Here is a 23,510-nt window from a genome sequence, read left to right as displayed (position 1 = left end):
GCGGCGAAGCCGCCCCACTCAACAATGAGCGCAAGCTCGAGTGCTTTTGATCTTGCTGTTGATCCACCGGCGACGTCGGAAGGCTGAGTGGAGGGATTGATCCGGGGGTGGGAGCGCAGCGACCGTCTGGCGCAGCCAGACACAGCGGAAGGAGGTGCAGCGAAGCAAACCGTAGCCGCTGCGCCCGGATCGATCCCGCAGCGAAGGAACCCGAGCCTGCGAGGGCCGAACGTAGGAGCAAGCGTTTTGGGTTACCTTTTTGGCGTTTGAAAAAGGTGACTCGCCGTAAGGGCGAAACCTTAATAAGCCATCACCGCAGCAACGGATATACATCCAAAGCCCAAAAACACCGGACAACAAAAAGGCGCCCGAAGGCGCCCTCTTGATCCACAGCCGTCAGGCCATTTCTGCAGTGGTCTCGAAGTCGAACGTCAACTCCCCATCCTTGATGTCGATGTGCACCACACCGCCATGCTCGGCCAGTTCGCCAAACAGAATCTCCTCCGCCAGCGGACGCTTGATCTTGTCCTGGATCAGACGCGCCATCGGACGTGCGCCCATCGCCGAGTCATAACCACCCGCCGCCAGCCAACTACGCGCCGCATCGGTAACCTCAAGCAACACACGCTTGTCTTCAAGCTGCGCCTGAAGCTCGGTGAGGAACTTGTCCACCACACTCTTGATGACCTCATGACTGAGGCGACCAAACTGGATAATGGTGTCCAGACGATTACGGAATTCCGGCGTGAAGCTCTTCTTGATCACTTCCATCGCATCGGACGAGTGGTCCTGATGGGTGAAACCGATCGAAGCCCGCGCGGCCGTCTCGGCACCGGCGTTGGTGGTCATGATCACGATCACGTTGCGGAAATCCGCCTTGCGCCCGTTGTTGTCGGTCAGCGTGCCGTGGTCCATGACCTGCAACAGCAGGTTGAAGACTTCCGGATGCGCCTTCTCGATTTCATCGAGGAGCAATACGCAATGTGGCTGCTTGGTAATGGCTTCGGTCAACAGACCGCCCTGATCAAAACCGACATAGCCAGGAGGCGCACCGATCAGACGCGATACGGTGTGCCGCTCCATGTACTCGGACATGTCGAAACGCACCAGTTCAATGCCCAGGGCCTTGGCCAGTTGTCGCGCGGCCTCGGTTTTACCGACACCGGTAGGCCCGGCAAACAGGAACGAACCGACCGGTTTGTCCGGCGATTTGAGGCCAGCGCGTGACAGCTTGATCGCAGTCGACAGCGAATCGATCGCCGCGTCCTGACCAAACACCGTCAGCTTCAGGTCACGCTCCAGGTTACGCAGCAGCTCCTTGTCGGAACTGGTCACGTGCTTTGGCGGAATCCGCGCGATTTTCGCGACGATGTCCTCGACCTGTGGCACTTCGATTCGCTTGACGCGCATCTCTACCGGTTGCAGACGCTGGTAGGCGCCCGCTTCGTCGATCACGTCGATGGCCTTGTCCGGCATGTGCCGATCATTGATGTAGCGCGACGCCAGTTCGGCAGCGGCACGCAACGACTCATCGCTGTATTCGATATTGTGATGCTGCTCGAAACGTCCTTTCAGGCCACGCAGGATGCCAATAGTGTCTTCCACCGATGGCTCGACGACATCGACCTTCTGGAAGCGACGCGCCAAGGCACGATCCTTCTCGAAGATGCCGCGAAATTCCTGGAACGTGGTCGAACCGATGCAGCGAATGTCGCCAGACGACAGCAGCGGCTTGAGCAGATTGGACGCATCCATCACGCCACCGGACGCAGCACCCGCACCGATGATGGTGTGGATCTCGTCGATAAACAGAATCGCCTGCGGACGCTTTTTCAGCTCATTGAGCAGCGCCTTGAAGCGCTTCTCGAAATCACCGCGATACTTGGTACCCGCAAGCAGAGCGCCGAGGTCGAGCGAATAAACCACCGCATTGGCCAGCAGATCCGGCACTTGGTTGTCGACGATGCGCTTGGCCAGGCCTTCGGCAATCGCGGTCTTACCCACGCCTGCCTCGCCCACCAGCAGCGGATTGTTCTTGCGCCGGCGCGCAAGAATCTGCGCGACACGCTCGACTTCCGACTCACGACCAACCAACGGATCAATGCGACCCTGGCGCGCGAGTTCGTTGAGGTTGCTGGCATAAGCATCCAGAGGATTGCCTGAAGAAGAAGACTCACCGCCCTCGTCGTCCTGCATATCTTGTTCACCTTCAGAGTGATCGCCGTGCCCCGGTACTTTGGAAATGCCGTGGGCGATGTAGTTGACGACATCGATGCGCGCCACGCTCTGCTGTTTCAGCAGGAACACGGCCTGACTCTCTTGCTCACTGAAGATGGCGACCAGCACGTTGGCGCCGGTCACTTCGCGTTTGCCCGAGCTCTGTACGTGAAAAACAGCACGCTGCAGGACACGCTGGAAGCCCAGGGTTGGCTGGGTTTCGCGATCCTCGTCATGCACGGGGATCAATGGCGTGGTGGAGTCGATGAACTCCTGCAGATCATGCTTGAGTTTGTCGAGGTTTGCGCCGCAGGCACGCAAAACGGTGGCGGCAGCCTCATTATCCAATAGGGCCAGCAGGAGATGTTCGACGGTCATGAACTCATGACGCTTCGAACGAGCCTCCTTGAAGGCAAGATTGAGGGTGACTTCGAGCTCGCGGTTTAACATAGCTTCACCTCATACCCAAGTGGTCGGCGATTAACCGTCCTTCTCGATTTCACAGAGTAGCGGATGCTGGCTTTCCCTGGCGTACTGGTTGACCTGCATGGCCTTTGTCTCGGCGATGTCGCGGGTAAACACTCCACATACTGCTCGTCCTTCTGTATGGACGGCCAGCATGACCTTGGTCGCCAGCTCGCGATTCAGGTTAAAAAACACCTCGAGCACTTCGACGACGAAATCCATCGGTGTGTAGTCATCGTTGAACAAAACCACCTTGTACATCGGCGGCGCCTGTAACGCGGGCTTTGCTTCCTGAACAGCAACGCCTGCCGAATCGTCGTCGTGCTCCTGTGGAAGATCCTTTTGGAGAAGCGGGCGATCCTGATTGAATGTTAGTCGAATCTGGCTGATTGCATGCATGGAAAAAAAGGTTCGTCAGTTGTGCGAATACAGTGGTGGGGGCGGTTGCACACGTTTTCAACTACGACTGCCCGGTCACCTTGACTATCGGGAAAACGGTGTTACAACCAATAGAGCCCACAGTGGGTAAAAAAGATCCGCGGAGTCAATTCTTTTATCGAATTCGATTGCGGATGTCGTGGATGATACTCCAGCGATGGAGTCTGTTGCAGAGGGATTTGAGCATGGCTGTCGGCAAGGTGAAATGGTTCAACAATGCCAAGGGATTCGGCTTTATCAATACCGACGCCCGGGAAGGTCGCGATGAGGATGGCAAGGACATTGATTTCTTTGCCCACTACTCCGCCATTGAAATGGAAGGGTACAAGACCCTGAAAGCGGGTCAGGCGGTGAACTTCGAGATCGTTCAAGGCCCTAAAGGCTTGCATGCCGTGAAGATAACTTCGGTCGAAGCAGCGCCCACGCCAAGCTCGATTGCCAAGGAAAAACAAACGGCAACCAGTTGAAGCCTCAAAACATTCGGTCATAAAAAACCGCCTGACTCAACCCATCGAGTCAGGCGGTTTTTGCGTGCCTGCAACTTTTACATATGCGAAATCAACGCATCCCCGAACCCGGAAGACGACACCAGCTTCGCGCCATCCATCAAGCGCTCGAAATCATAAGTAACAGTCTTGGCGCCGATCGCACCGTTGGTGCCCTTGATGATCAGGTCCGCCGCTTCGGTCCAGCCCATATGACGCAACATCATCTCGGCCGAGAGAATCAGCGAGCCCGGGTTGACCTGGTCCTTGCCGGCATATTTCGGCGCGGTACCGTGGGTCGCTTCGAACATCGCCACGGTGTCGGACAGGTTGGCGCCCGGCGCGATGCCGATACCGCCCACTTCCGCCGCCAGGGCGTCCGACAGGTAGTCACCATTGAGGTTGAGGGTGGCGATGACATCGTATTCGGCCGGGCGCAGCAGGATCTGCTGGAGCATGGCGTCGGCGATGGCGTCCTTGACCACAACGTTCTTGCCGGTTTTCGGATTCTTGAACTGCATCCACGGACCGCCGTCCAGCAGTGTCGCGCCGAACTCTTCGGCGGCCACTTCGTAGGCCCATTCCTTGAAGGCACCTTCGGTGAACTTCATGATGTTGCCTTTGTGCACGATGGTCAGCGAGTCGCGGTCATTGTCGACCACATATTGCAGAGCCTTGCGCGCCAGACGCTTGGTGCCTTCGCGGGAGACCGGCTTGACGCCGATGCCGCAGTTTTCGTCGAAACGGATCTTGGTGACGCCCATTTCTTCTTTAAGGAATTTGATGACCTTGGTGGCTTCCGGCGAACCGGCCTTCCATTCGATACCCGCGTAGATGTCTTCGGAGTTCTCGCGGAAGATGGTCATGTCGACGTCGCCGGGCTTTTTCACCGGGCTTGGCACACCCTCGAACCAGCGCACCGGGCGCAGGCAGACGTACAGGTCGAGCTGCTGACGCAGGGCCACGTTCAGCGAGCGGATACCGCCACCGACCGGAGTGGTCAGCGGGCCTTTGATGGAGACCACGTAATCCTTGACCGCGTCGAGAGTTTCCTGCGGCAGCCAGGTGTCCTGGTCATAAACCTGAGTGGCCTTTTCGCCGGCGTAGACTTCCATCCAGGAAATCTTGCGCTTGCCGCCGTAGGCCTTTTCAACAGCAGCATCGACAACCTTGATCATCACCGGACTGATGTCAACACCAATACCGTCACCTTCGATGAAGGGGATGATCGGGTTATCAGGAACATTGAGAGAATGGTCTGCATTGACAGTGATTTTGTCACCGACGGCTGGAACCTGAATCTTCTTGTAACCCATGCTGAACTCCATTGTTTGGATTGAACACCTGGCTTGCTTCGAGCGTAACCCAGTTGAATCAACACGCAAACCCTATGTTCCTGCGCCGCGCACATCTCGTTTCCTACAAGCCTGAAAGCAAAGGGAAAAGCGCCAAACTCCAGCATTCGTAACGAGTCTTTGCCCGGTCGCGCCCTGCGACCTTTAGACCAATGGACGAGAATCGTTGCATATGAACCATCGGCAGATTGCCAGCTACCTATGTATAATGCCGCCCGCTGACCACAGGGTCACGACGGCTGGCCTCTCTAGCACGAGACTTTCCGCCTGATTGGTCGGGTTGTTACCGCAGCCTGACTGCTTGACGCTCTACTGATGCACCCAACATCACCGCGAAGAATCTCGACATTCGGTTCATGGATGACTTTGAACGAACGCGCTTACCCGGCGCCCCTCGAGTTTCTGCGCACGCTTTAGCAAAGAAGAGAGAGTTAATCCGAATATGCCCACCCGCTCGAAGATCATCTATACCTTCACCGACGAAGCTCCTGCCCTCGCCACCCATTCCCTGCTGCCGATCATCGAGGCTTACACCGCCTCGGCCGATATCGCCGTGGAAACCCGCGATATCTCTCTTGCAGCGCGCATCCTGGCAAGCTTCCCCGAGCAACTGGGCGACAAAGCCGTAGCCGACCACCTCGCCGAACTGGGCGACCTGGCCGTTACGCCTGAAGCCAACATCATCAAGCTGCCGAACATCAGTGCTTCGGTGCCACAGCTGCAAGCCGCGATCAAAGAGCTGCAGGCGCAGGGCTACAACCTGCCGGACTACCCGGAAACCGTGACCAGCGACGCCGACAAAGACGCCAAGGCGCGTTACGACAAGGTCAAGGGCAGCGCCGTGAACCCGGTTCTGCGTGAAGGCAACTCCGACCGCCGCGCTCCGCTGTCGGTGAAGAACTACGCGCGCAAGCACCCGCACAAAATGGGCGCCTGGGCCAAGGACTCCAAGTCTCACGTCGCGCACATGAGCACCGGCGATTTCTACGGCAGCGAAAAAGCTGTCCTGATCGACGCCGCTGACGCTGTGAAGATCGAACTGATCGCCAAGGACGGTGCTGCCACCGTTCTGAAAGAAAAAACCACCGTTCAGGCTGGCGAGATCCTCGACTGCGCCGTGATGAGCAAAAACGCCCTGCGTGCGTTCATCGCTGCCGAGATCGAAAGCGCCAAGGCCCAGGGCGTGCTGCTCTCGGTTCACTTGAAAGCGACCATGATGAAGGTCTCCGACCCGATCATGTTCGGCCAGATCGTTGCCGAGTTCTATAAAGACGCACTGACCAAGCACGCTGACGTGCTGAACCAGATCGGCTTCAACCTGAACAACGGCATCGGCGATCTGTACGCACGCATCAAGGCCCTGCCGGCCGAGCAGCAAGCGCAGATCGAAGCCGATATCGCAGCGGTCTACGCCGTTCGTCCGTCGCTGGCGATGGTCAACTCCGACAAAGGCATCACCAACCTGCACGTACCGAGCGACGTCATCGTTGACGCCTCGATGCCAGCGATGATCCGTGACTCCGGCAAGATGTGGGGCACCGACGGTCAGCTGCACGACACCAAGGCTGTGATCCCGGATCGTTGCTACGCGACCATCTACCAGGCTGTGATCGAAGATTGCAAAGCCAACGGCGCTTTCGATCCGACCACCATGGGCAGCGTGCCGAACGTCGGCCTGATGGCGAAGAAAGCCGAAGAGTACGGCTCCCACGACAAGACCTTCCAGATCAAGGCTGACGGCGTTGTTCGCGTCACCGACAGCAAAGGCAAGCTGCTGATGGAACAGGCTGTCGAAGCCGGCGACATCTTCCGCATGTGCCAGACCAAAGACGCGCCGATCCAGGACTGGGTCAAACTGGCCGTCAACCGTGCCCGCGCGAGCAGCACGCCGGCGATCTTCTGGCTCGACCCGATGCGCGCTCACGATGGCGTGGTGATCGAGAAGGTTCAGGCCTACCTGAAGGATCACGACACCAGCGGTCTGGACATCCAGATCATGGCGCCGGTCGACGCGATGAAGTACACCCTGCAGCGCACCCGCGAAGGCAAGGACACCATTTCGGTGACCGGCAACGTACTGCGCGACTACCTGACCGACCTGTTCCCGATCATGGAACTGGGCACCAGCGCCAAGATGCTGTCGATCGTACCGCTGATGAATGGCGGTGGTCTGTTCGAAACCGGCGCCGGCGGTTCGGCGCCGAAGCACGTGCAGCAACTGGTTGAAGAAAACTTCCTGCGCTGGGATTCGCTGGGTGAGTTCCTTGCCCTCGCCGCTTCCCTTGAGCACCTGGGTGTGAACTACAACAACCCGAAAGCACTGGTGCTGTCGAAAACCCTGGACCAGGCCACCGGTCAGTTCCTCGACAACAACAAGTCGCCATCGCGCAAAGTCGGCAACATCGACAACCGCGGCAGCCACTTCTACCTGGCGATGTACTGGGCTCAGGCCCTGGCCGCCCAGACTGAAGACGCTGCACTGCAAGCGCAGTTCGCGACTCTGGCCAAAACCCTGACCGAGAACGAAGCAACCATCGTTGCCGAACTCAACGCCGTGCAGGGCAAGCCAGTCGACATCGGCGGTTACTACCACGCCGACGCCGAGTTGATCAGCAAGGCCATGCGCCCAAGCGCAACCTTCAACGCGGCGATTGCTGCGCTGGTTTAAGGTTGTAATGCGGTAAACAAACCCCGGCCGAGTGCCGGGGTTTGTGTTTCTACTGACAACATAAATCCCTTGTGGGAGCGAGCCTGCTCGCGAATGCGGTTTATCATTCAGCACCTTCGTTGACTGACCCACCGCTTTCGCGAGCAGGCTCGCTCCCACAGTTGACCGCGCTACCGTCGAGGAAATCTTATGGAATGGCTCCCCCACATCACCGTCGCCACCATCGTCGAGGACAACGGCCGCTTCCTGATGGTCGAAGAGCACAAGGGCGGGCGCAATGTGCTCAACCAGCCCGCCGGTCATCTCGACCCGGATGAAACCCTGATCGACGCGGCGATTCGCGAAACCCTCGAAGAAACCGGCTGGGACGTCGAACCCACCGGCGTGATCGGCATTTATCTGTATACCGCACCGAGCAACGGCGTGACTTACCAGCGCATATGCTTCAGCGCCAAAGCCGTGCAGCATCACCCGGATTACCAACTCGACGACGGCATTGTCGGCGCCAAGTGGCTGACCCGCGACGAATTAATCGCCCAGCGCGACAACTGGCGCAGTGAACTGATCATCCGTTGCATCGACGATTATCTGGCCGGTCATCACTTCAGCCTCGAACTGATCCGCCCTTCTCTTTAGCCTTGCGGCCGTGAGCCTGATAGAATCGCGCCCTTTTCCAAGACACTCATTGAATCCCTATGCGTGATCCAGCCCCTTCTGACACATCCAAGAAGCGCGTCATTGTCGGCATGTCCGGCGGCGTGGACTCTTCCGTTTCTGCCCTTCTGCTGATCGAGCAGGGTTATGAAGTGGAAGGCCTGTTCATGAAGAACTGGGAAGAAGACGACGGAACGGAATACTGCACCGCCATGGACGACCTGGCGGATGCTCAGGCTGTCTGCGACAAGATCGGCATCAAGCTGCACACCGCCAACTTTGCCGCCGAGTACTGGGACAACGTGTTCGAACACTTCCTCGCCGAATACAAGGCGGGGCGCACGCCGAACCCGGACATCCTGTGCAACCGCGAGATCAAGTTCAAAGCGTTTCTCGACTACGCGATGATGCTCGGCGCCGACCTGATCGCCACTGGTCACTACGTGCGCCGCCGCGACATCGATGGCCGCACCGAACTGCTCAAGGGCCTCGATCCGAACAAGGATCAGAGCTACTTCCTGCACGCCGTTGGTGGCGAACAGATCGCCAAGACCCTGTTCCCGGTCGGCGAACTGGAAAAGCCTGAAGTCCGCGCGATTGCCGAGAAATACGAACTGGCCACCGCCAAGAAGAAGGATTCCACCGGGATCTGCTTCATCGGCGAGCGCCGTTTCAGCGATTTCCTCAAGCAGTACCTGCCGGCACAACCGGGTGAGATCAAGACCACCGAAGGCGAAGTCATCGGCCGTCACCACGGCTTGATGTACCACACCATCGGCCAGCGTCAGGGCCTCGGCATCGGCGGCTTGAAGGATGCCGGCGATGAGCCGTGGTATGTGCTGCGCAAGGATCTCGACACCAACGAACTGATCGTCGGCCAGGGCAACAACCATCCGTGGCTGTTCTCCAGCGCCCTGCTTGCTTCGGAAATCTACTGGGTCAATCCGATCGATCTGAGCCAGCCGCTGCGCCTGACGGCGAAAGTGCGCTATCGCCAGAGCGATCAGGCCTGCACTCTGGAAAAAACCGCCAGCGGCTACCGCGCCGTGTTTGACGAACCGCAACGCGCGGTGACGCCGGGCCAGTCGGTGGTTTTCTATGACGGTGAAATCTGCCTCGGCGGCGGCGTGATCGAAGTGGCCGAGCCGTGGAGCGGCCAGGCATGAGCCCGACTCAGGAACAACTGACAGCGCTGGGCGGTGTGTTTCTCGCCGCCGTGCTGGTCGATCGCATCGCCAAGACTGGCCAGACCAACGAGGCCGGCCTGAGTTGCATGCTCGGCAGCCTGCTGGTCCGCGACCCAAAAGATACGCTGGATGTATACGGCGGCGACGACATCAATCTGCGCGAGGGTTACCGCGCATTGATCGGCGCGCTGGAGCGCGATCCGAGCACCTTGCAGCGCGAGCCGTTGCGCTACGCGCTGTCGATGCTCGGTCTGGAGCGGCAACTGGCCAAGCGTGACGACATGCTTGAGACGATTGCCAAACGCCTGCCGCAGATTCAGTCGCAGGTGGAGCATTTTGGCCCTGCGCACGAAAACGTCGTCGCCGCTTGCGGTGCGTTGTATCAGGACACGTTAAGCACCCTGCGCCAGCGCATTCAGGTGCACGGCGACATGCGCAACCTGCAGCAGCCGAGCAATGCCTCGAAGATCCGCGCCCTGCTCCTCGCGGGTATCCGCTCGGCGCGCCTGTGGCGTCAGCTCGGTGGCCATCGCTGGCAGTTGGTGATCAGCCGTCGAAAGCTGCTTAAAGAGCTTTATCCGTTGATGCGCAGCGAGTAAACGCCGCGTCACGAAGGCTTTGTAGTCTGTAACGCGTAATACGCCGGTCAGTTGGCGACGGACCGGCGGATTTTTTCATGTATGATACGCGCCCCATTTCGTTGCCCGACTGTCCGAGAACACCCCATGCAGCTCTCTTCGCTCACTGCGGTTTCCCCTGTTGACGGCCGCTACGCCGGCAAAACCCAGGCCCTGCGCCCGATTTTCAGCGAGTACGGCCTGATCCGTGCACGCGTACTGGTTGAAGTGCGCTGGCTCCAGCGCCTGGCCGCCCACGCTGGCATCCCTGAAGTGCCAGCCTTCTCCGCCGAGGCCAACGCCGTTCTCAACGAACTGGCTGAAAACTTCTCGCTGGAGCACGCCGAGCGCGTCAAAGAGATCGAGCGCACCACCAACCACGACGTCAAAGCCATCGAATACCTGCTCAAAGAGCAGGCGGCCAAGCTGCCGGAGCTGGCCAAGGTCAGCGAATTCATCCACTTTGCCTGCACCAGCGAAGACATCAACAACCTGTCCCACGCCCTGATGCTGCGCGAAGGCCGTGACGACGTGATGCTGCCGCTGATGCGCCAGACCGCCAACGCCATCCGCGAACTGGCCATCCGTTTCGCCGACGTGCCGATGCTGTCGCGCACCCACGGTCAGCCGGCTTCGCCGACCACTCTGGGTAAAGAGCTGGCCAACGTGGTTTACCGTCTCGAGCGTCAGATCGCTCAGGTCGCTGCCGTGCCGCTGCTGGGCAAGATCAACGGCGCCGTCGGCAACTACAACGCGCACCTGTCGGCCTACCCGCAGATCGATTGGGTAGCCAATGCCCGCGCCTTCATCGAAGACGAACTGGGCCTGGGCTTCAACCCGTACACCACGCAGATCGAACCGCACGACTACATCGCCGAGCTGTTCGACGCCATTGCGCGCTTCAACACCATCCTGATCGACTTCGACCGCGACATCTGGGGCTACATTTCCCTGGGTTATTTCAAGCAGCGCACCATCGCTGGCGAAATCGGTTCGTCGACCATGCCGCACAAGGTCAACCCGATCGACTTCGAAAACTCCGAAGGCAACCTGGGTATCGCCAACGCACTGTTCCAGCACCTGGCGAGCAAGCTGCCGATTTCCCGCTGGCAGCGCGACCTGACCGACTCCACCGTCCTGCGCAACCTCGGTGTCGGCTTCGCTCACAGCGTGATCGCTTACGAAGCCAGCCTCAAAGGCATCAGCAAACTTGAGCTCAACGAGCAGAAAATTGCCGCCGACCTCGATGCTTGCTGGGAAGTATTGGCTGAGCCGATCCAGACCGTGATGCGTCGCTACAACATCGAAAACCCGTACGAAAAGCTGAAAGAACTGACCCGTGGCAAGGGCATCAGCCCTGAAGCGTTGCAGACTTTCATCGATGGCCTGGACATGCCAGCCGAAGCCAAAGCCGAGCTCAAGCAACTGACCCCGGCCAACTACATCGGCAACGCAGTGGCACAAGCCAAACGCATCTGATCGTCCGTTTGCCCCGCTTGAGACGCCCGGCCGCGCCGGGCGTTTTTATTCCCGTCTGAAAAGTGCTTTTTTTCAATAGGTTACATATGAATTCCGATATTCCTCTTCAACTTCTGGGCGGCCTCACAGCACGCGAATTCCTGCGTGACTACTGGCAGAAAAAACCGCTGCTGATCCGTCAGGCGATTCCTGACTTCGAAAGCCCGATCGACGCCGACGAACTGGCCGGCCTGGCCCTGGAAGAAGAAGTCGAATCGCGCTTGGTCATCGAGCACGGCGAGCGCCCATGGGAATTGCGTCGCGGCCCGTTCGCCGAAGACGAGTTCAGCAAATTGCCAGAGAAAGAGTGGACGCTGCTGGTGCAGGCGGTTGACCAGTTCGTGCCGGAAGTCAGCGAACTGCTGGAAAACTTCCGCTTCCTGCCGAGCTGGCGTGTCGACGACGTGATGATCAGCTTCGCCGCCCCGGGTGGCAGCGTCGGCCCGCACTTCGACAACTACGATGTGTTCCTGCTGCAGGGCCATGGCAAGCGCAACTGGAAAATCGGCCAGATGTGCGATTCCGAGAGCCCGCTGCTGCAACACGCCGACCTGCGCATCCTCGCTGAATTCCACGAAACCGAAGAATGGGTGCTGGAACCGGGCGACATGCTCTACCTGCCGCCGCGCCTGGCCCATTGCGGTGTCGCGGTCGACAACTGCATGACCTACTCGGTCGGCTTCCGCGCGCCAAGCGCCGCTGAAGTGCTGACCCACTTCACCGACTTCCTCAGCCAGTTCCTGACCGACGAAGAGCGCTACACCGATGCCGACGCCAAGCCGGCGGTCGATCCGCACCAGATTCAACACGATGCGCTGGATCGCCTGAAAAGCCTGCTCGCCGAGCACATGAGCGACGAGCGTCTGCTGCTGACCTGGTTCGGCCAGTACATGACCGAGCCGCGCTACCCGGAACTGGTAGTCGGCCCGGAAGACGTCGAAGAAGAAGACTTCCTCGCCGCCCTGCAGGATGGCGCCGTGCTGATCCGCAACCCGAGCGCGCGCCTGGCCTGGTCGGAAGTCGACGACGATCTGCTGCTGTTCGCCAGTGGCCAGAGCCGCTACCTGCCGGGCAAGCTGCGCGAACTGCTGAAGCTGATCTGCGCGGCTGACGCCCTGCACGCCGACAACCTCGGCGAGTGGCTGAGCGACGAAGACGGCCGCAGCCTGCTCTGCGAACTGGTCAAGCAAGGAAGCCTGGGGTTCGCCGATGAATAAAATTCGCGTTCGTGTCGCAGACTGGCAGAAGGATATCGCCGAGATCCGGCGCATTCGTGAAACGGTGTTCATCGCCGAACAATCGGTGCCACCCGAGCTTGAGTGGGACGCCGATGACGCGACCGCCGTGCATTTTCTGGCGTTCGAAGGCGACTTCCCGATCGGCACGGCGCGGCTGTTGCCCGACGGGCACATCGGCCGCGTTTCAGTACTCAAAGACTGGCGCGGAATGAAGGTCGGTGATGCGCTGATGCAAGCGGTCATCACCGAAGCTGAAGCACGCGGTTTGAAGCAGCAGAAGCTCAGCGCTCAGGTGCAAGCCACGGCGTTCTACGAGCGCCTGGGTTTCAGCCTGGTCAGCGAGGAATTCCTCGAAGCCGGGATTCCGCATGTCGACATGGTTCGGCATTCGGCCTGAGCCCCGCCCTGATCGTTCCCACGCTCTGCGTGGGAATGCCTCTCGGGACGCTCCGCGTCCCTTGCGGCATGTGACGCAGAGCGTCACTGGCTGCATTCCCACGCAGAGCGTGGGAACGATCACGCCCCGCCATCCACCAATGCCGGGGCGTTTTGCTGTCTACGATTCAACTTGCCCCACCCCGGGCCGACAAACTGGCAATATCAAGCCTTTCGAACGCGGAGATAACGGACATGTCCCTACGCACCCTGCTCACCACCCTACTGCTCGGCTGCAGTTTTTCGGTGCTGGCAGCCACAGAAATCGTTCCCCTCAAATACCACACCAGCGCTGACATGCTGCCGGTCGCGCAGGACTTCATCGGCCAGGACGGTCAGGTCAGCGCTTATGGCAATCAACTGATTGTCAAAGCCGAGCCGGGCAAGATTCAGGAGTTGAAGGATCTGCTGGCGCAACTCGATACCGCACCGAAGCGCTTGCTGATCACCGTCGACACCAACGAAAACAACGGCCGTGGCGACGAAGGTTATGCGGTCAATGGCGCCCAGCCGAGCCAGACCCGGATCATCAGCCGCAGCACCACCAGCCGCAACGGCGGCGTTCAGCAAGTGCAGACCAGCGAAGGCACTCCGGCGCTGATCCAGGTCGGCCAGAGCGTGCCGATCACCAACACCCAGAGCGATTCCTACGGCGGTTACAGCAGCGAGACCCAATACCGCAACGTCACCCAGGGTTTCTACGTCACCGCCAGCGTCACCGGCGAGACCGTTCATCTGGCGATCAGTACCAACCGTGACCGCATGAGCCAGGAACGTCCCGATGTAGTGAACGTGCAAAGCACCGACACAACCGTCACCGGGCGCCTCGGTGAGTGGATCACTCTGGCGGGCGTCAACAGCCAGACTCAGGCCGATAAACAGGGCCTGACCCGCAGCTACTCGACTCAAGGCCGGGATGACATGACCTTGCGGGTGAAAGTCGACACGCTGGACTAAAGCACCGAAAACTGACTGATTAGTCGTATTAGACGAAAGATGTAGTGCTTGGAAAAAAGCACTACAAAACGTTTGACGCGAAAAAAAAGCGAAGGCATGATGGCCTCGCTCCCGCTAATCAGAGGCCCTGGCAAGGGCCTTCGAAGCGCCGCTCGCACCTACCCCGCGAGCCGTTTCGTGTCTATACCGCCCACAAGGTGTGTTTGACGAGGTTGCCGACTGGAACGAAGTTGTCCCGAGGGACGGAAGCGTATTTAGGTAACCCGGCTTCACGCTGTTGTCCGTATAAAGGCCCACGACGCCCGCATGCGCCCCGCAGTCCGCCACTACCTGCTCACTTCCCCTCGAGCCCATCGTTCATCCCGTCGCCTACCCCGCCGAATCCGACTTGACCACCTAAGCTTCTGGTCAGCGAGCGCAGGAATTTTCCACCGCAGAACAACTTTTCATAAAAGACGCGACGAGGTTTATCTCCATGGCACTGACACGCGAACAGCAAATTGCAGCCCTCGAAAAAGACTGGGCCGAGAACCCGCGCTGGAAAGGCGTGACTCGCACTTACTCCGCTGCCGACGTGGTCCGCCTGCGTGGCTCGGTTCAGCCAGAGCACACCTTCGCGAAGATGGGCGCCGAGAAGCTGTGGAACCTGGTCACCCAGGGTGCCAAGCCGTCCTTCCGTCCAGAGAAAGATTTCGTCAACTGCATGGGCGCCCTGACCGGCGGCCAGGCTGTTCAGCAGGTCAAGGCCGGTATCCAGGCGATCTACCTGTCCGGCTGGCAGGTGGCTGCGGACAACAACTCCGCAGAATCGATGTACCCGGACCAGTCGCTGTACCCGGTGGACTCGGTGCCAACCGTGGTCAAGCGCATCAACAACTCGTTCCGTCGCGCTGACCAGATCCAGTGGAAGGCCGGCAAGAATCCGGGCGATGAAGGCTACATCGACTACTTCGCACCAATCGTCGCCGACGCTGAAGCCGGCTTCGGCGGCGTACTCAACGCCTACGAGCTGATGAAAAGCATGATCGAAGCCGGCGCCGCTGGCGTTCACTTCGAAGACCAACTGGCTTCGGTGAAGAAATGCGGCCACATGGGCGGCAAGGTTCTGGTGCCAACCCAGGAAGCCGTACAGAAGTTGACCGCTGCCCGTCTGGCCGCTGACGTTGCCGGCACGCCGACCATCATTCTGGCCCGCACCGACGCCAACGCGGCCGACCTGCTGACTTCCGACTGCGACCCGTACGATCAGCCATTCGTGACCGGCGAGCGTACTCAGGAAGGTTTCTACAAGGTACGTGCCGGTCTGGATCAAGCGATCGCCCGTGGCCTGGCTTACGCACCGTACGCGGACCTGATCTGGTGCGAAACCGCCAAGCCGGATCTGGAAGAAGCCCGTCGCTTCGCTGAAGCGATCAAAAAGGAATACCCGGACCAGCTGCTGTCGTACAACTGCTCGCCTTCCTTCAACTGGAAGAAGAATCTGGACGACGCGACCATCGCCAAGTTCCAGCGCGAACTGTCCGCCATGGGCTACAAGCATCAGTTCATCACCCTGGCCGGCATTCACAACATGTGGCACAGCATGTTCAACCTGGCGCACGACTACGCCCGCAACGACATGACTGCCTACGTGAAGCTGCAAGAGCAGGAATTCGCTGACGCCGCCAAGGGTTACACCTTCGTTGCGCACCAGCAGGAAGTGGGCACTGGCTACTTCGACGACATGACCACCGTGATCCAGGGCGGCTCGTCCTCGGTGACCGCGCTGACCGGTTCGACCGAAGAAGAACAGTTCCACTGATTCGGCTTCAGCTGAGCAAACGGCCTTTGCGGATCGAATAAAAAGCTAACCGCAGAGCCGCAAGACTGACGCCCCGACTGGATCGGGGCGTTTTTTTGCCTGTTGGAATCTCAAAGACACTACAAATCCCCTGTGGGAGCGAGCCTGCTCGCGAAGGCGATAAGTCAGCTTGCACATCTGGAGGCTGATCCACCGCTTTCGCGAGCAGGCTCGCTCCCACAGGGCTACCGTCAGCCGCGAGACGAAACATTGATCTGAAGCGCTACAAGCGTCAGAAATTTCCGTTAAAACGGTAGGCTTCGCTACTTGCAGTAACGCGCAAGTAAGACAACTTCCCAGCCACTCACTCGTTAAACAGTTACAAAACCACGCCAAACGATATTAATTATCATTTAGCCGCAACTATGTTCGTTACAAACTCTACAAAACATAATTGATGGAAACCCGGCTAATGCCCGCAACGCATGGGCCGCAGCGCCTTCAGGAGGCGCTATGTCCTTAATCCGGTAAATAATTTCGCCTTTGGAATTTTACTTGCCGGGTGTTTAGCCATAAAATCAGCCCGATTGATTGCTGCGACATATCGTCACTGCCTTATTTCTTTATCAAGCTCAGAGACCTTTGCTCTCTGTTAAGGATTACCAGCATGCCCGAAGCGACAGGACTCATGGCCCACAACTGGGGCTTTGCCATTTTCCTTCTGGGTGTCGTCGGCCTGTGTGCCTTCATGCTTGGCGTCTCCAGCCTCCTCGGGTCAAAAGCCTGGGGTCGCAGCAAAAACGAACCGTTCGAGTCGGGCATGCTACCTACCGGTGGCGCCCGCTTGCGGCTCTCAGCCAAATTCTATCTGGTCGCGATGCTCTTCGTGATCTTCGATATCGAAGCCCTCTTTCTCTTTGCATGGTCTGTGTCCGTCCGCGAAAGCGGCTGGACCGGATTCGTCGAAGCTCTCGTTTTCATAGCAATTCTGTTGGCAGGTCTTGTCTACCTGTTCCGAGTGGGCGCCCTTGACTGGGCTCCGGAAGCTCGTCGCAAGCGGCAGGCGAAGCTGAAACAATGAGGCTTTGGCAATGCAATACAATCTCACCAGGATCGACCCCGATGCTCCTAACGAGCAGTATCCGATTGGCCAGCGGGAAACCGTTGCCGATCCGTTAGAAGATCAAGTCCACAAAAACATTTTCATGGGCAAGCTGGAAGACGTGCTGAGTGGCGCGGTCAACTGGGGACGTAAGAACTCCCTGTGGCCGTACAACTTCGGCCTGTCGTGCTGCTACGTGGAAATGACCACCGCCTTCACGGCGCCCCACGACATCGCGCGCTTTGGCGCCGAAGTGATCCGGGCCTCGCCGCGTCAGGCCGACTTCATGGTTATCGCCGGTACCTGCTTCATCAAGATGGCGCCGATCATCCAGCGTCTCTACGAGCAAATGCTCGAGCCGAAATGGGTTATCTCCATGGGTTCGTGCGCCAACTCCGGCGGCATGTACGACATCTACTCCGTGGTTCAAGGGGTGGACAAGTTCCTGCCCGTGGACGTCTACGTACCTGGCTGCCCGCCCCGTCCGGAAGCATTTCTGCAAGGCTTGATGCTGTTGCAGGAATCGATTGGACAGGAGCGTCGTCCGCTTTCCTGGGTCGTTGGTGATCAAGGCGTGTATCGCGCCGACATGCCATCGCAGAAGGAACAGCGCCGCGAACAGCGAATCGCAGTCACCAATCTGCGCAGCCCTGACGAAGTCTGATCCAGTTCTGTTCCAAGTAACGAGAAGCTGGCTTCATTCTTTACGTTGACCGAAAGCGAAAAAATAACCATGACTACAGGCAGTGCTCTGTACATCCCGCCTTACAAGGCAGACGACCAGGATGTGGTCGTCGAACTGAACAACCGTTTTGGCGCCGAAGCGTTCACCGCGCAGGCAACCCGCACCGGCATGCCGGTGCTGTGGGTGGCCCGTGCCAAACTGGTTGAAGTCCTGACTTTCCTGCGCAACCTGCCCAAGCCGTACGTCATGCTCTATGACCTGCACGGCGTGGACGAGCGTCTGCGCACCAAGCGTCAAGGGCTGCCGACCGGCGCCGATTTCACCGTGTTCTATCACCTCATGTCGCTGGAGCGTAATAGTGACGTGATGATCAAGGTGGCCTTGTCCGAAGGCGACCTCAGCATGCCTTCCGTTACCAGCATCTGGCCGAACGCCAACTGGTACGAGCGCGAAGTCTGGGACATGTTCGGCATCGACTTCAAAGGCCACCCGCACCTGTCGCGCATCATGATGCCGCCGACCTGGGAAGGTCACCCGCTGCGCAAGGACTTCCCGGCGCGCGCCACCGAATTCGACCCATACAGCCTCAACCTCGCCAAGCAGCAGCTCGAGGAAGAAGCCGCGCGTTTCCGTCCGGAAGACTGGGGCATGAAGCGTTCCGGTGCCAACGAGGACTACATGTTCCTCAACCTCGGCCCGAACCACCCTTCGGCGCACGGTGCGTTCCGCATCATCCTGCAGCTGGACGGCGAAGAGATCGTCGACTGCGTCCCGGACATCGGTTACCACCACCGTGGCGCCGAGAAGATGGGCGAGCGCCAGTCCTGGCACAGCTACATTCCGTACACCGACCGCATCGACTACCTCGGCGGCGTGATGAACAACCTGCCGTACGTGCTCTCGGTCGAGAAGCTGGCCGGCATCAAGGTGCCGCAGAAAGTCGACGTCATCCGCATCATGATGGCCGAGTTCTTCCGGATCACCAGTCACCTGCTGTTCCTGGGTACCTATATCCAGGACGTCGGCGCCATGACCCCGGTGTTCTTCACCTTCACCGACCGCCAGAAGGCGTACACGGTGATCGAGGCGATTACCGGTTTCCGTCTGCACCCGGCCTGGTACCGCATCGGCGGCGTCGCCCACGACCTGCCGCGCGGCTGGGAAAAACTGGTCAAGGATTTCGTCGAGTGGATGCCCAAGCGTCTGGACGAATACACCAAGGCCGCCCTGCAGAACAGCATCCTCAAGGGTCGTACCATCGGCGTTGCCGCCTACAACACCAAAGAGGCCCTGGAATGGGGCGTCACCGGTGCCGGCCTGCGTTCGACCGGTTGCGATTTCGACCTGCGCAAAGCGCGTCCGTACTCGGGCTACGAGAACTTCGAATTCGAAGTGCCGCTCGCCGTCAACGGCGATGCCTACGACCGCTGCATGGTTCGCGTCGAAGAGATGCGCCAGAGCATCAAGATCATCGACCAGTGCATGCGCAACATGCCGGAAGGCCCGTACAAGGCGGATCACCCGCTGACCACGCCGCCGCCGAAAGAGCGCACGCTGCAGCACATCGAAACCCTGATCACGCACTTCCTGCAGGTTTCGTGGGGCCCGGTCATGCCGGCCAACGAATCCTTCCAGATGATCGAAGCGACCAAGGGCATCAACAGTTATTACCTGACGAGCGACGGCGGCACCATGAGCTACCGTACCCGGATCCGTACTCCAAGCTTCCCGCATCTGCAACAGATCCCTTCGGTGATCAAAGGCAGCATGGTCGCGGACTTGATTGCGTACCTGGGTAGTATCGACTTCGTTATGGCCGACGTGGACCGCTAAGCATGAACAGCACGCTTATCCAGACAGACCGTTTCACCTTGAGTGAAACCGAGCGCTCGGCCATCGAGCACGAGCTGCATCACTACGAAGACCCGCGCGCGGCGTCGATCGAGGCCCTGAAGATCGTGCAGAAGGAACGCGGCTGGGTGCCGGACGGCGCCCTCTATGCGATCGGCGAAATCCTCGGCATCCCGGCCAGCGACGTTGAAGGCGTGGCGACGTTCTACAGCCAGATCTTCCGTCAACCGGTCGGCCGCCACATCATTCGCGTCTGCGACAGCATGGTCTGCTACATCGGCGGCCACGAGTCGGTGGTCAGCGAAATCCAGAACAATCTGGGCATCGGCCTGGGTCAGACCACCGCCGACGGTCGTTTCACCCTGCTGCCTGTCTGCTGCCTCGGCAACTGCGACAAGGCACCGGCGCTGATGATCGACGACGACACCTTTGGCGACGTGCAGCCTGCTGGCGTGGCCAAACTGCTCGAGGGCTACGTATGACCCTGACATCTTTTGGTCCAGCCAACCGCATCCAGCGCTCGGCCGAGACTCACCCGCTGACCTGGCGTCTGCGTGATGACGGCGAAGCCGTGTGGCTCGACGAATACCAGGCCAAGAACGGTTACGCTGCTGCACGCAAAGCCTTCGCCGAGATGGATCAGGACGCGATCGTCCAGACCGTCAAAGACGCTGGCCTCAAGGGTCGCGGCGGCGCCGGCTTCCCCACTGGCGTGAAGTGGGGCCTGATGCCCAAGGACGAATCCATCAATATCCGCTACCTGCTGTGCAACGCGGATGAAATGGAGCCGAACACCTGGAAAGACCGCATGCTGATGGAGCAATTGCCCCATCTGCTGATCGAAGGCATGCTGATCAGTGCCCGCGCGCTGAAAACCTACCGTGGCTACATCTTCCTGCGCGGCGAATACACCACCGCCGCCAAGCACCTCAACCGTGCCGTGGAAGAAGCCAAGGCGGCCGGCCTGCTGGGCAAGAACATTCTCGGTTCGGGTTTCGATTTCGAGCTGTTCGTCCACACCGGCGCCGGGCGTTACATCTGCGGTGAAGAAACCGCACTGATCAACTCCCTTGAAGGCCGCCGCGCCAACCCGCGCTCCAAGCCGCCCTTCCCTGCCGCCGTCGGCGTGTGGGGCAAGCCGACCTGCGTAAACAACGTCGAAACCCTGTGCAACGTGCCGGCGATCATTGCCGACGGCGTTGACTGGTACAAATCGTTGGCCCGCGAAGGTTCCGAAGACATGGGCACCAAGCTCATGGGTTTCTCCGGCAAGGTCAAGAACCCGGGCCTGTGGGAACTGCCGTTCGGCGTCACCGGTCGTGAACTGTTCGAAGACTACGCCGGCGGCATGCGCGACGGCTTCAAGCTCAAGGCCTGGCAGCCAGGCGGCGCCGGTACCGGTTTCCTCCTGCCCGAGCACCTCGACGCACAAATGTATGCCGGCGGCATCGCCAAGGTCGGCACCCGGATGGGTACCGGTCTGGCGATGGCGGTGGATGACAGCGTCAACATGGTCTCGCTGCTGCGCAACATGGAGCAGTTCTTCGCACGCGAATCCTGCGGTTTCTGCACCCCGTGCCGCGATGGTCTGCCATGGAGCGTCAAGCTCCTGATGGCCATCGAACAGGGCAAGGGCCAGCCGGGCGACATCGAGACCCTGCTGGGTCTGGTCGGTTTCCTCGGCCCGGGCAAGACCTTCTGTGCTCACGCACCGGGTGCCGTGGAGCCGCTGGGCAGCGCCATCAAATACTTCCGTCCAGAGTTCGAAGCCGGTATCGCGCCTGTCAGCGCCGCCGTCCCGCCTCTGGCAAGGCCGATCGTAGTCGGCGCGTAAACGCTTAAAAAGGCGAAGGGTCCGTGCCCTTCGCCTTTCGTCCGATGACGCCCTTCGGGGCTGTTTGGATTCGGACGCATAACAAGATTCCATTAGCCACGCCCGCTGACACCGGGCCAACGAAGACCTTTGAACCATGGCCACTATCCACGTAGACGGCAAAGCGCTCGAAGTCGACGGGGCAGACAACCTGTTACAGGCATGTCTGTCGCTGGGCCTCGACATTCCATATTTCTGCTGGCACCCCGCGCTTGGTAGCGTCGGGGCCTGCCGCCAGTGCGCGGTCAAGCAGTACACCGACGAGAACGACACCCGTGGTCGTATCGTCATGTCCTGCATGACCCCCGCCACCGACAACACCTGGATCTCCATCGACGATGAAGAATCCAAGGCGTTCCGCGCCAGTGTTGTCGAATGGCTGATGACCAACCACCCGCACGACTGCCCGGTGTGCGAGGAAGGCGGTCACTGCCACCTGCAGGACATGACAGTGATGACCGGCCACAACGAGCGCCGTTATCGCTTCAGCAAACGCACCCACCAGAACCAGCAACTCGGCCCGTTCATTTCCCACGAAATGAACCGCTGCATCGCTTGCTACCGCTGCGTGCGTTTCTACAAGGACTACGCTGGCGGCACCGACCTCGGTGTGTTTGGCGCCCACGACAACGTGTACTTCGGTCGCGTTGAAGACGGCACCCTCGAAAGCGAGTTCTCCGGCAACCTCACCGAGGTCTGCCCGACCGGTGTGTTCACCGACAAGACTCACTCCGAGCGCTACAACCGCAAGTGGGACATGCAGTTCGCCCCGAGCATCTGCCACGGCTGCTCGAGCGGTTGCAACATCTCCCCGGGCGAGCGTTACGGTGAACTGCGTCGCATCGAAAACCGTTTCAACGGTTCGGTGAACCAGTACTTCCTCTGCGACCGTGGCCGTTTCGGTTATGGCTACGTCAACCGCACCGACCGTCCACGTCAGCCGCTGCTGGCCGATGGCACCAAGCTCGGCCTCGACGCTGCGCTGGACAAAGCCGCTGACCTGCTGCGCGGACGCAACATCGTCGGCATCGGTTCGCCGCGTGCCAGTCTCGAAAGCAACTACGCGTTGCGCGAACTGGTTGGTGCCGAGCACTTCTATTCGGGTATCGAAGCCTCCGAGCTGGAGCGCATCCGTCTGGTCCTGCAGGTGCTGAACGACAGCCCGCTGCCAGTGCCGAACATGCGCGACATCGAAGACCACGACGCGATTTTCGTCCTCGGCGAAGACCTGACCCAGACCGCCGCGCGTATGGCGCTGGCTCTGCGTCAGTCGGTCAAGGGCAAGGCTGAAGACATGGCCGAAGCCATGCGCGTCCAGCCTTGGCTCGACGCGGCGGTGAAGAACATCGGCCAGCACGCGCTGAACCCGCTGTTCATCGCCAGCCTCGCCGAAACCAAGCTCGACGACGTCGCTGAAGAATGCGTACACGCAGCTCCCGACGATCTGGCGCGCATCGGTTTCGCCGTGGCTCACGCGCTGGACGCCAGTGCCCCGGCCGTTGAAGGTCTGGACACCGAAGCCCTGGAACTGGCGCAGCGCATCGCCGATGCCCTGCTCGCCGCCAAGCGTCCGCTGATCATCGCCGGTACTTCGCTGGGCTCCAAAGCCTTGATCGAAGCTGCCGCGAACATCGCCAAGGCCCTGAAGCTGCGCGAGAAGAACGGTTCGATCAGCCTGATCGTGCCGGAAGCCAACAGCCTCGGTCTGGCCATGCTCGGTGGCGAATCGGTCGACGCCGCGCTGCAAGCGGTCATCGATGGCAAGGCCGACGCGATCGTCGTGCTGGAAAACGATCTGTACACCCGCACTGCCAACGCCAAGGTCGATGCTGCGCTGAACGCCGCCAAAGTAGTGATCGTTGCCGACCATCAGAAAACCGCCACCACTGATCGCGCGCACCTGGTTCTGCCAGCGGCGAGCTTCGCCGAGGGCGACGGTACGCTGGTCAGCCAGGAAGGCCGCGCCCAGCGTTTCTTCCAGGTTT

At 59.7% G+C, this 23,510-nt stretch carries 19 protein-coding genes; 16 read left to right on the top strand and 3 right to left on the bottom strand.

Going from position 1 to position 23,510, the window contains the following annotated elements:
* Positions 1-396: 396 nt before the first annotated feature.
* Together clpA and clpS are read right to left on the bottom strand one after the other, a co-directional pair.
* Positions 397-2,667, bottom strand: a complete 2,271-nt coding sequence (gene clpA, locus D8U61_RS04500; RefSeq protein ID WP_016775266.1) for an ATP-dependent Clp protease ATP-binding subunit ClpA — start codon at positions 2,665-2,667, stop codon at positions 397-399.
* 30 nt (positions 2,668-2,697) lie between these two features.
* Positions 2,698-3,081, bottom strand: a complete 384-nt coding sequence (clpS, locus tag D8U61_RS04495) for an ATP-dependent Clp protease adapter ClpS (protein ID WP_011334948.1) — start codon at positions 3,079-3,081, stop codon at positions 2,698-2,700.
* 224 nt (positions 3,082-3,305) lie between these two features.
* On the opposite strand from clpS, the gene D8U61_RS04490 reads away from it, so the two are divergent.
* Complete coding sequence (locus D8U61_RS04490) at positions 3,306-3,587, top strand: cold shock domain-containing protein (RefSeq protein WP_071172897.1); 282 nt, start codon at positions 3,306-3,308, stop codon at positions 3,585-3,587.
* Positions 3,588-3,664: 77 nt separating this feature from the next.
* Here D8U61_RS04490 and icd read toward each other — a convergent pair whose 3' ends face one another.
* Positions 3,665-4,921, bottom strand: a complete 1,257-nt coding sequence (gene icd / locus D8U61_RS04485; RefSeq protein WP_024013414.1) for an NADP-dependent isocitrate dehydrogenase — start codon at positions 4,919-4,921, stop codon at positions 3,665-3,667.
* Between the two features lie 481 nt (positions 4,922-5,402).
* On the opposite strand from icd, the gene D8U61_RS04480 reads away from it, so the two are divergent.
* The 15 genes from D8U61_RS04480 to nuoG form a co-directional block, all read left to right on the top strand.
* On the top strand, positions 5,403-7,628 hold the full coding sequence (locus D8U61_RS04480) for an NADP-dependent isocitrate dehydrogenase (protein WP_130926489.1): 2,226 nt from the start codon (positions 5,403-5,405) through the stop codon (positions 7,626-7,628).
* 189 nt (positions 7,629-7,817) lie between these two features.
* Positions 7,818-8,264: an NUDIX hydrolase gene (locus D8U61_RS04475; RefSeq protein WP_016775271.1), complete on the top strand. Its 447-nt coding sequence runs from the start codon at positions 7,818-7,820 to the stop codon at positions 8,262-8,264.
* Positions 8,265-8,323: 59 nt separating this feature from the next.
* The gene (gene mnmA / locus D8U61_RS04470; protein WP_003223826.1) at positions 8,324-9,448 is read left to right on the top strand and encodes a tRNA 2-thiouridine(34) synthase MnmA; all 1,125 of its coding nucleotides are present in this window, start codon (positions 8,324-8,326) and stop codon (positions 9,446-9,448) included.
* The gene (hflD, locus tag D8U61_RS04465; protein ID WP_039763308.1) at positions 9,445-10,068 is read left to right on the top strand and encodes a high frequency lysogenization protein HflD; all 624 of its coding nucleotides are present in this window, start codon (positions 9,445-9,447) and stop codon (positions 10,066-10,068) included. The genes mnmA and hflD overlap by 4 nt, the downstream gene beginning before the upstream one ends.
* A 126-nt stretch (positions 10,069-10,194) precedes the next feature.
* A complete protein-coding gene (purB, locus tag D8U61_RS04460) occupies positions 10,195-11,565 on the top strand; it encodes an adenylosuccinate lyase (RefSeq protein WP_130926488.1) in 1,371 nt (456 codons plus the stop codon).
* An 86-nt stretch (positions 11,566-11,651) separates the two neighbouring features.
* On the top strand, positions 11,652-12,821 hold the full coding sequence (locus D8U61_RS04455) for a cupin domain-containing protein (RefSeq protein WP_016775274.1): 1,170 nt from the start codon (positions 11,652-11,654) through the stop codon (positions 12,819-12,821).
* Positions 12,814-13,239 (top strand): GNAT family N-acetyltransferase, encoded by a 426-nt coding sequence (locus D8U61_RS04450; RefSeq protein ID WP_125927406.1) that lies wholly within the window; start codon positions 12,814-12,816, stop codon positions 13,237-13,239. Before D8U61_RS04455 ends, D8U61_RS04450 begins: the two co-directional genes overlap by 8 nt.
* 233 nt (positions 13,240-13,472) lie before the next feature.
* On the top strand, positions 13,473-14,234 hold the full coding sequence (locus tag D8U61_RS04445; protein WP_073471299.1) for a secretin N-terminal domain-containing protein: 762 nt from the start codon (positions 13,473-13,475) through the stop codon (positions 14,232-14,234).
* A gap of 475 nt (positions 14,235-14,709) precedes the next feature.
* Complete coding sequence (aceA, locus tag D8U61_RS04440) at positions 14,710-16,035, top strand: isocitrate lyase (protein ID WP_003223815.1); 1,326 nt, start codon at positions 14,710-14,712, stop codon at positions 16,033-16,035.
* A gap of 646 nt (positions 16,036-16,681) precedes the next feature.
* Positions 16,682-17,095: an NADH-quinone oxidoreductase subunit A gene (locus tag D8U61_RS04435; RefSeq protein ID WP_003223812.1), complete on the top strand. Its 414-nt coding sequence runs from the start codon at positions 16,682-16,684 to the stop codon at positions 17,093-17,095.
* 10 nt (positions 17,096-17,105) lie between these two features.
* On the top strand, positions 17,106-17,780 hold the full coding sequence (locus tag D8U61_RS04430) for an NADH-quinone oxidoreductase subunit B (protein ID WP_016775278.1): 675 nt from the start codon (positions 17,106-17,108) through the stop codon (positions 17,778-17,780).
* A gap of 69 nt (positions 17,781-17,849) precedes the next feature.
* Positions 17,850-19,634: an NADH-quinone oxidoreductase subunit C/D gene (nuoC, locus tag D8U61_RS04425; protein WP_122612132.1), complete on the top strand. Its 1,785-nt coding sequence runs from the start codon at positions 17,850-17,852 to the stop codon at positions 19,632-19,634.
* A gap of 2 nt (positions 19,635-19,636) precedes the next feature.
* The gene (gene nuoE, locus D8U61_RS04420; protein WP_003223804.1) at positions 19,637-20,134 is read left to right on the top strand and encodes an NADH-quinone oxidoreductase subunit NuoE; all 498 of its coding nucleotides are present in this window, start codon (positions 19,637-19,639) and stop codon (positions 20,132-20,134) included.
* Positions 20,131-21,486 carry an NADH-quinone oxidoreductase subunit NuoF gene (nuoF, locus tag D8U61_RS04415; protein ID WP_024013417.1) on the top strand — a complete coding sequence of 452 codons (1,356 nt, stop codon included), beginning with the start codon at positions 20,131-20,133 and terminating at the stop codon, positions 21,484-21,486. The genes nuoE and nuoF overlap by 4 nt, the downstream gene beginning before the upstream one ends.
* 136 nt (positions 21,487-21,622) lie before the next feature.
* On the top strand, positions 21,623-23,510 hold a 1,888-nt coding region (gene nuoG, locus D8U61_RS04410), incomplete at its 3' end, for an NADH-quinone oxidoreductase subunit NuoG (protein WP_130926487.1).

The sequence above is a fragment of the Pseudomonas sp. Sample_14 genome (genome assembly GCF_004307515.1).
GTDB lineage: Bacteria > Pseudomonadota > Gammaproteobacteria > Pseudomonadales > Pseudomonadaceae > Aquipseudomonas > Aquipseudomonas atacamensis.
The sequence above is the reverse complement of the archived record's forward strand: the minus strand, read 5'-3'. Positions and strand labels throughout refer to the sequence as shown.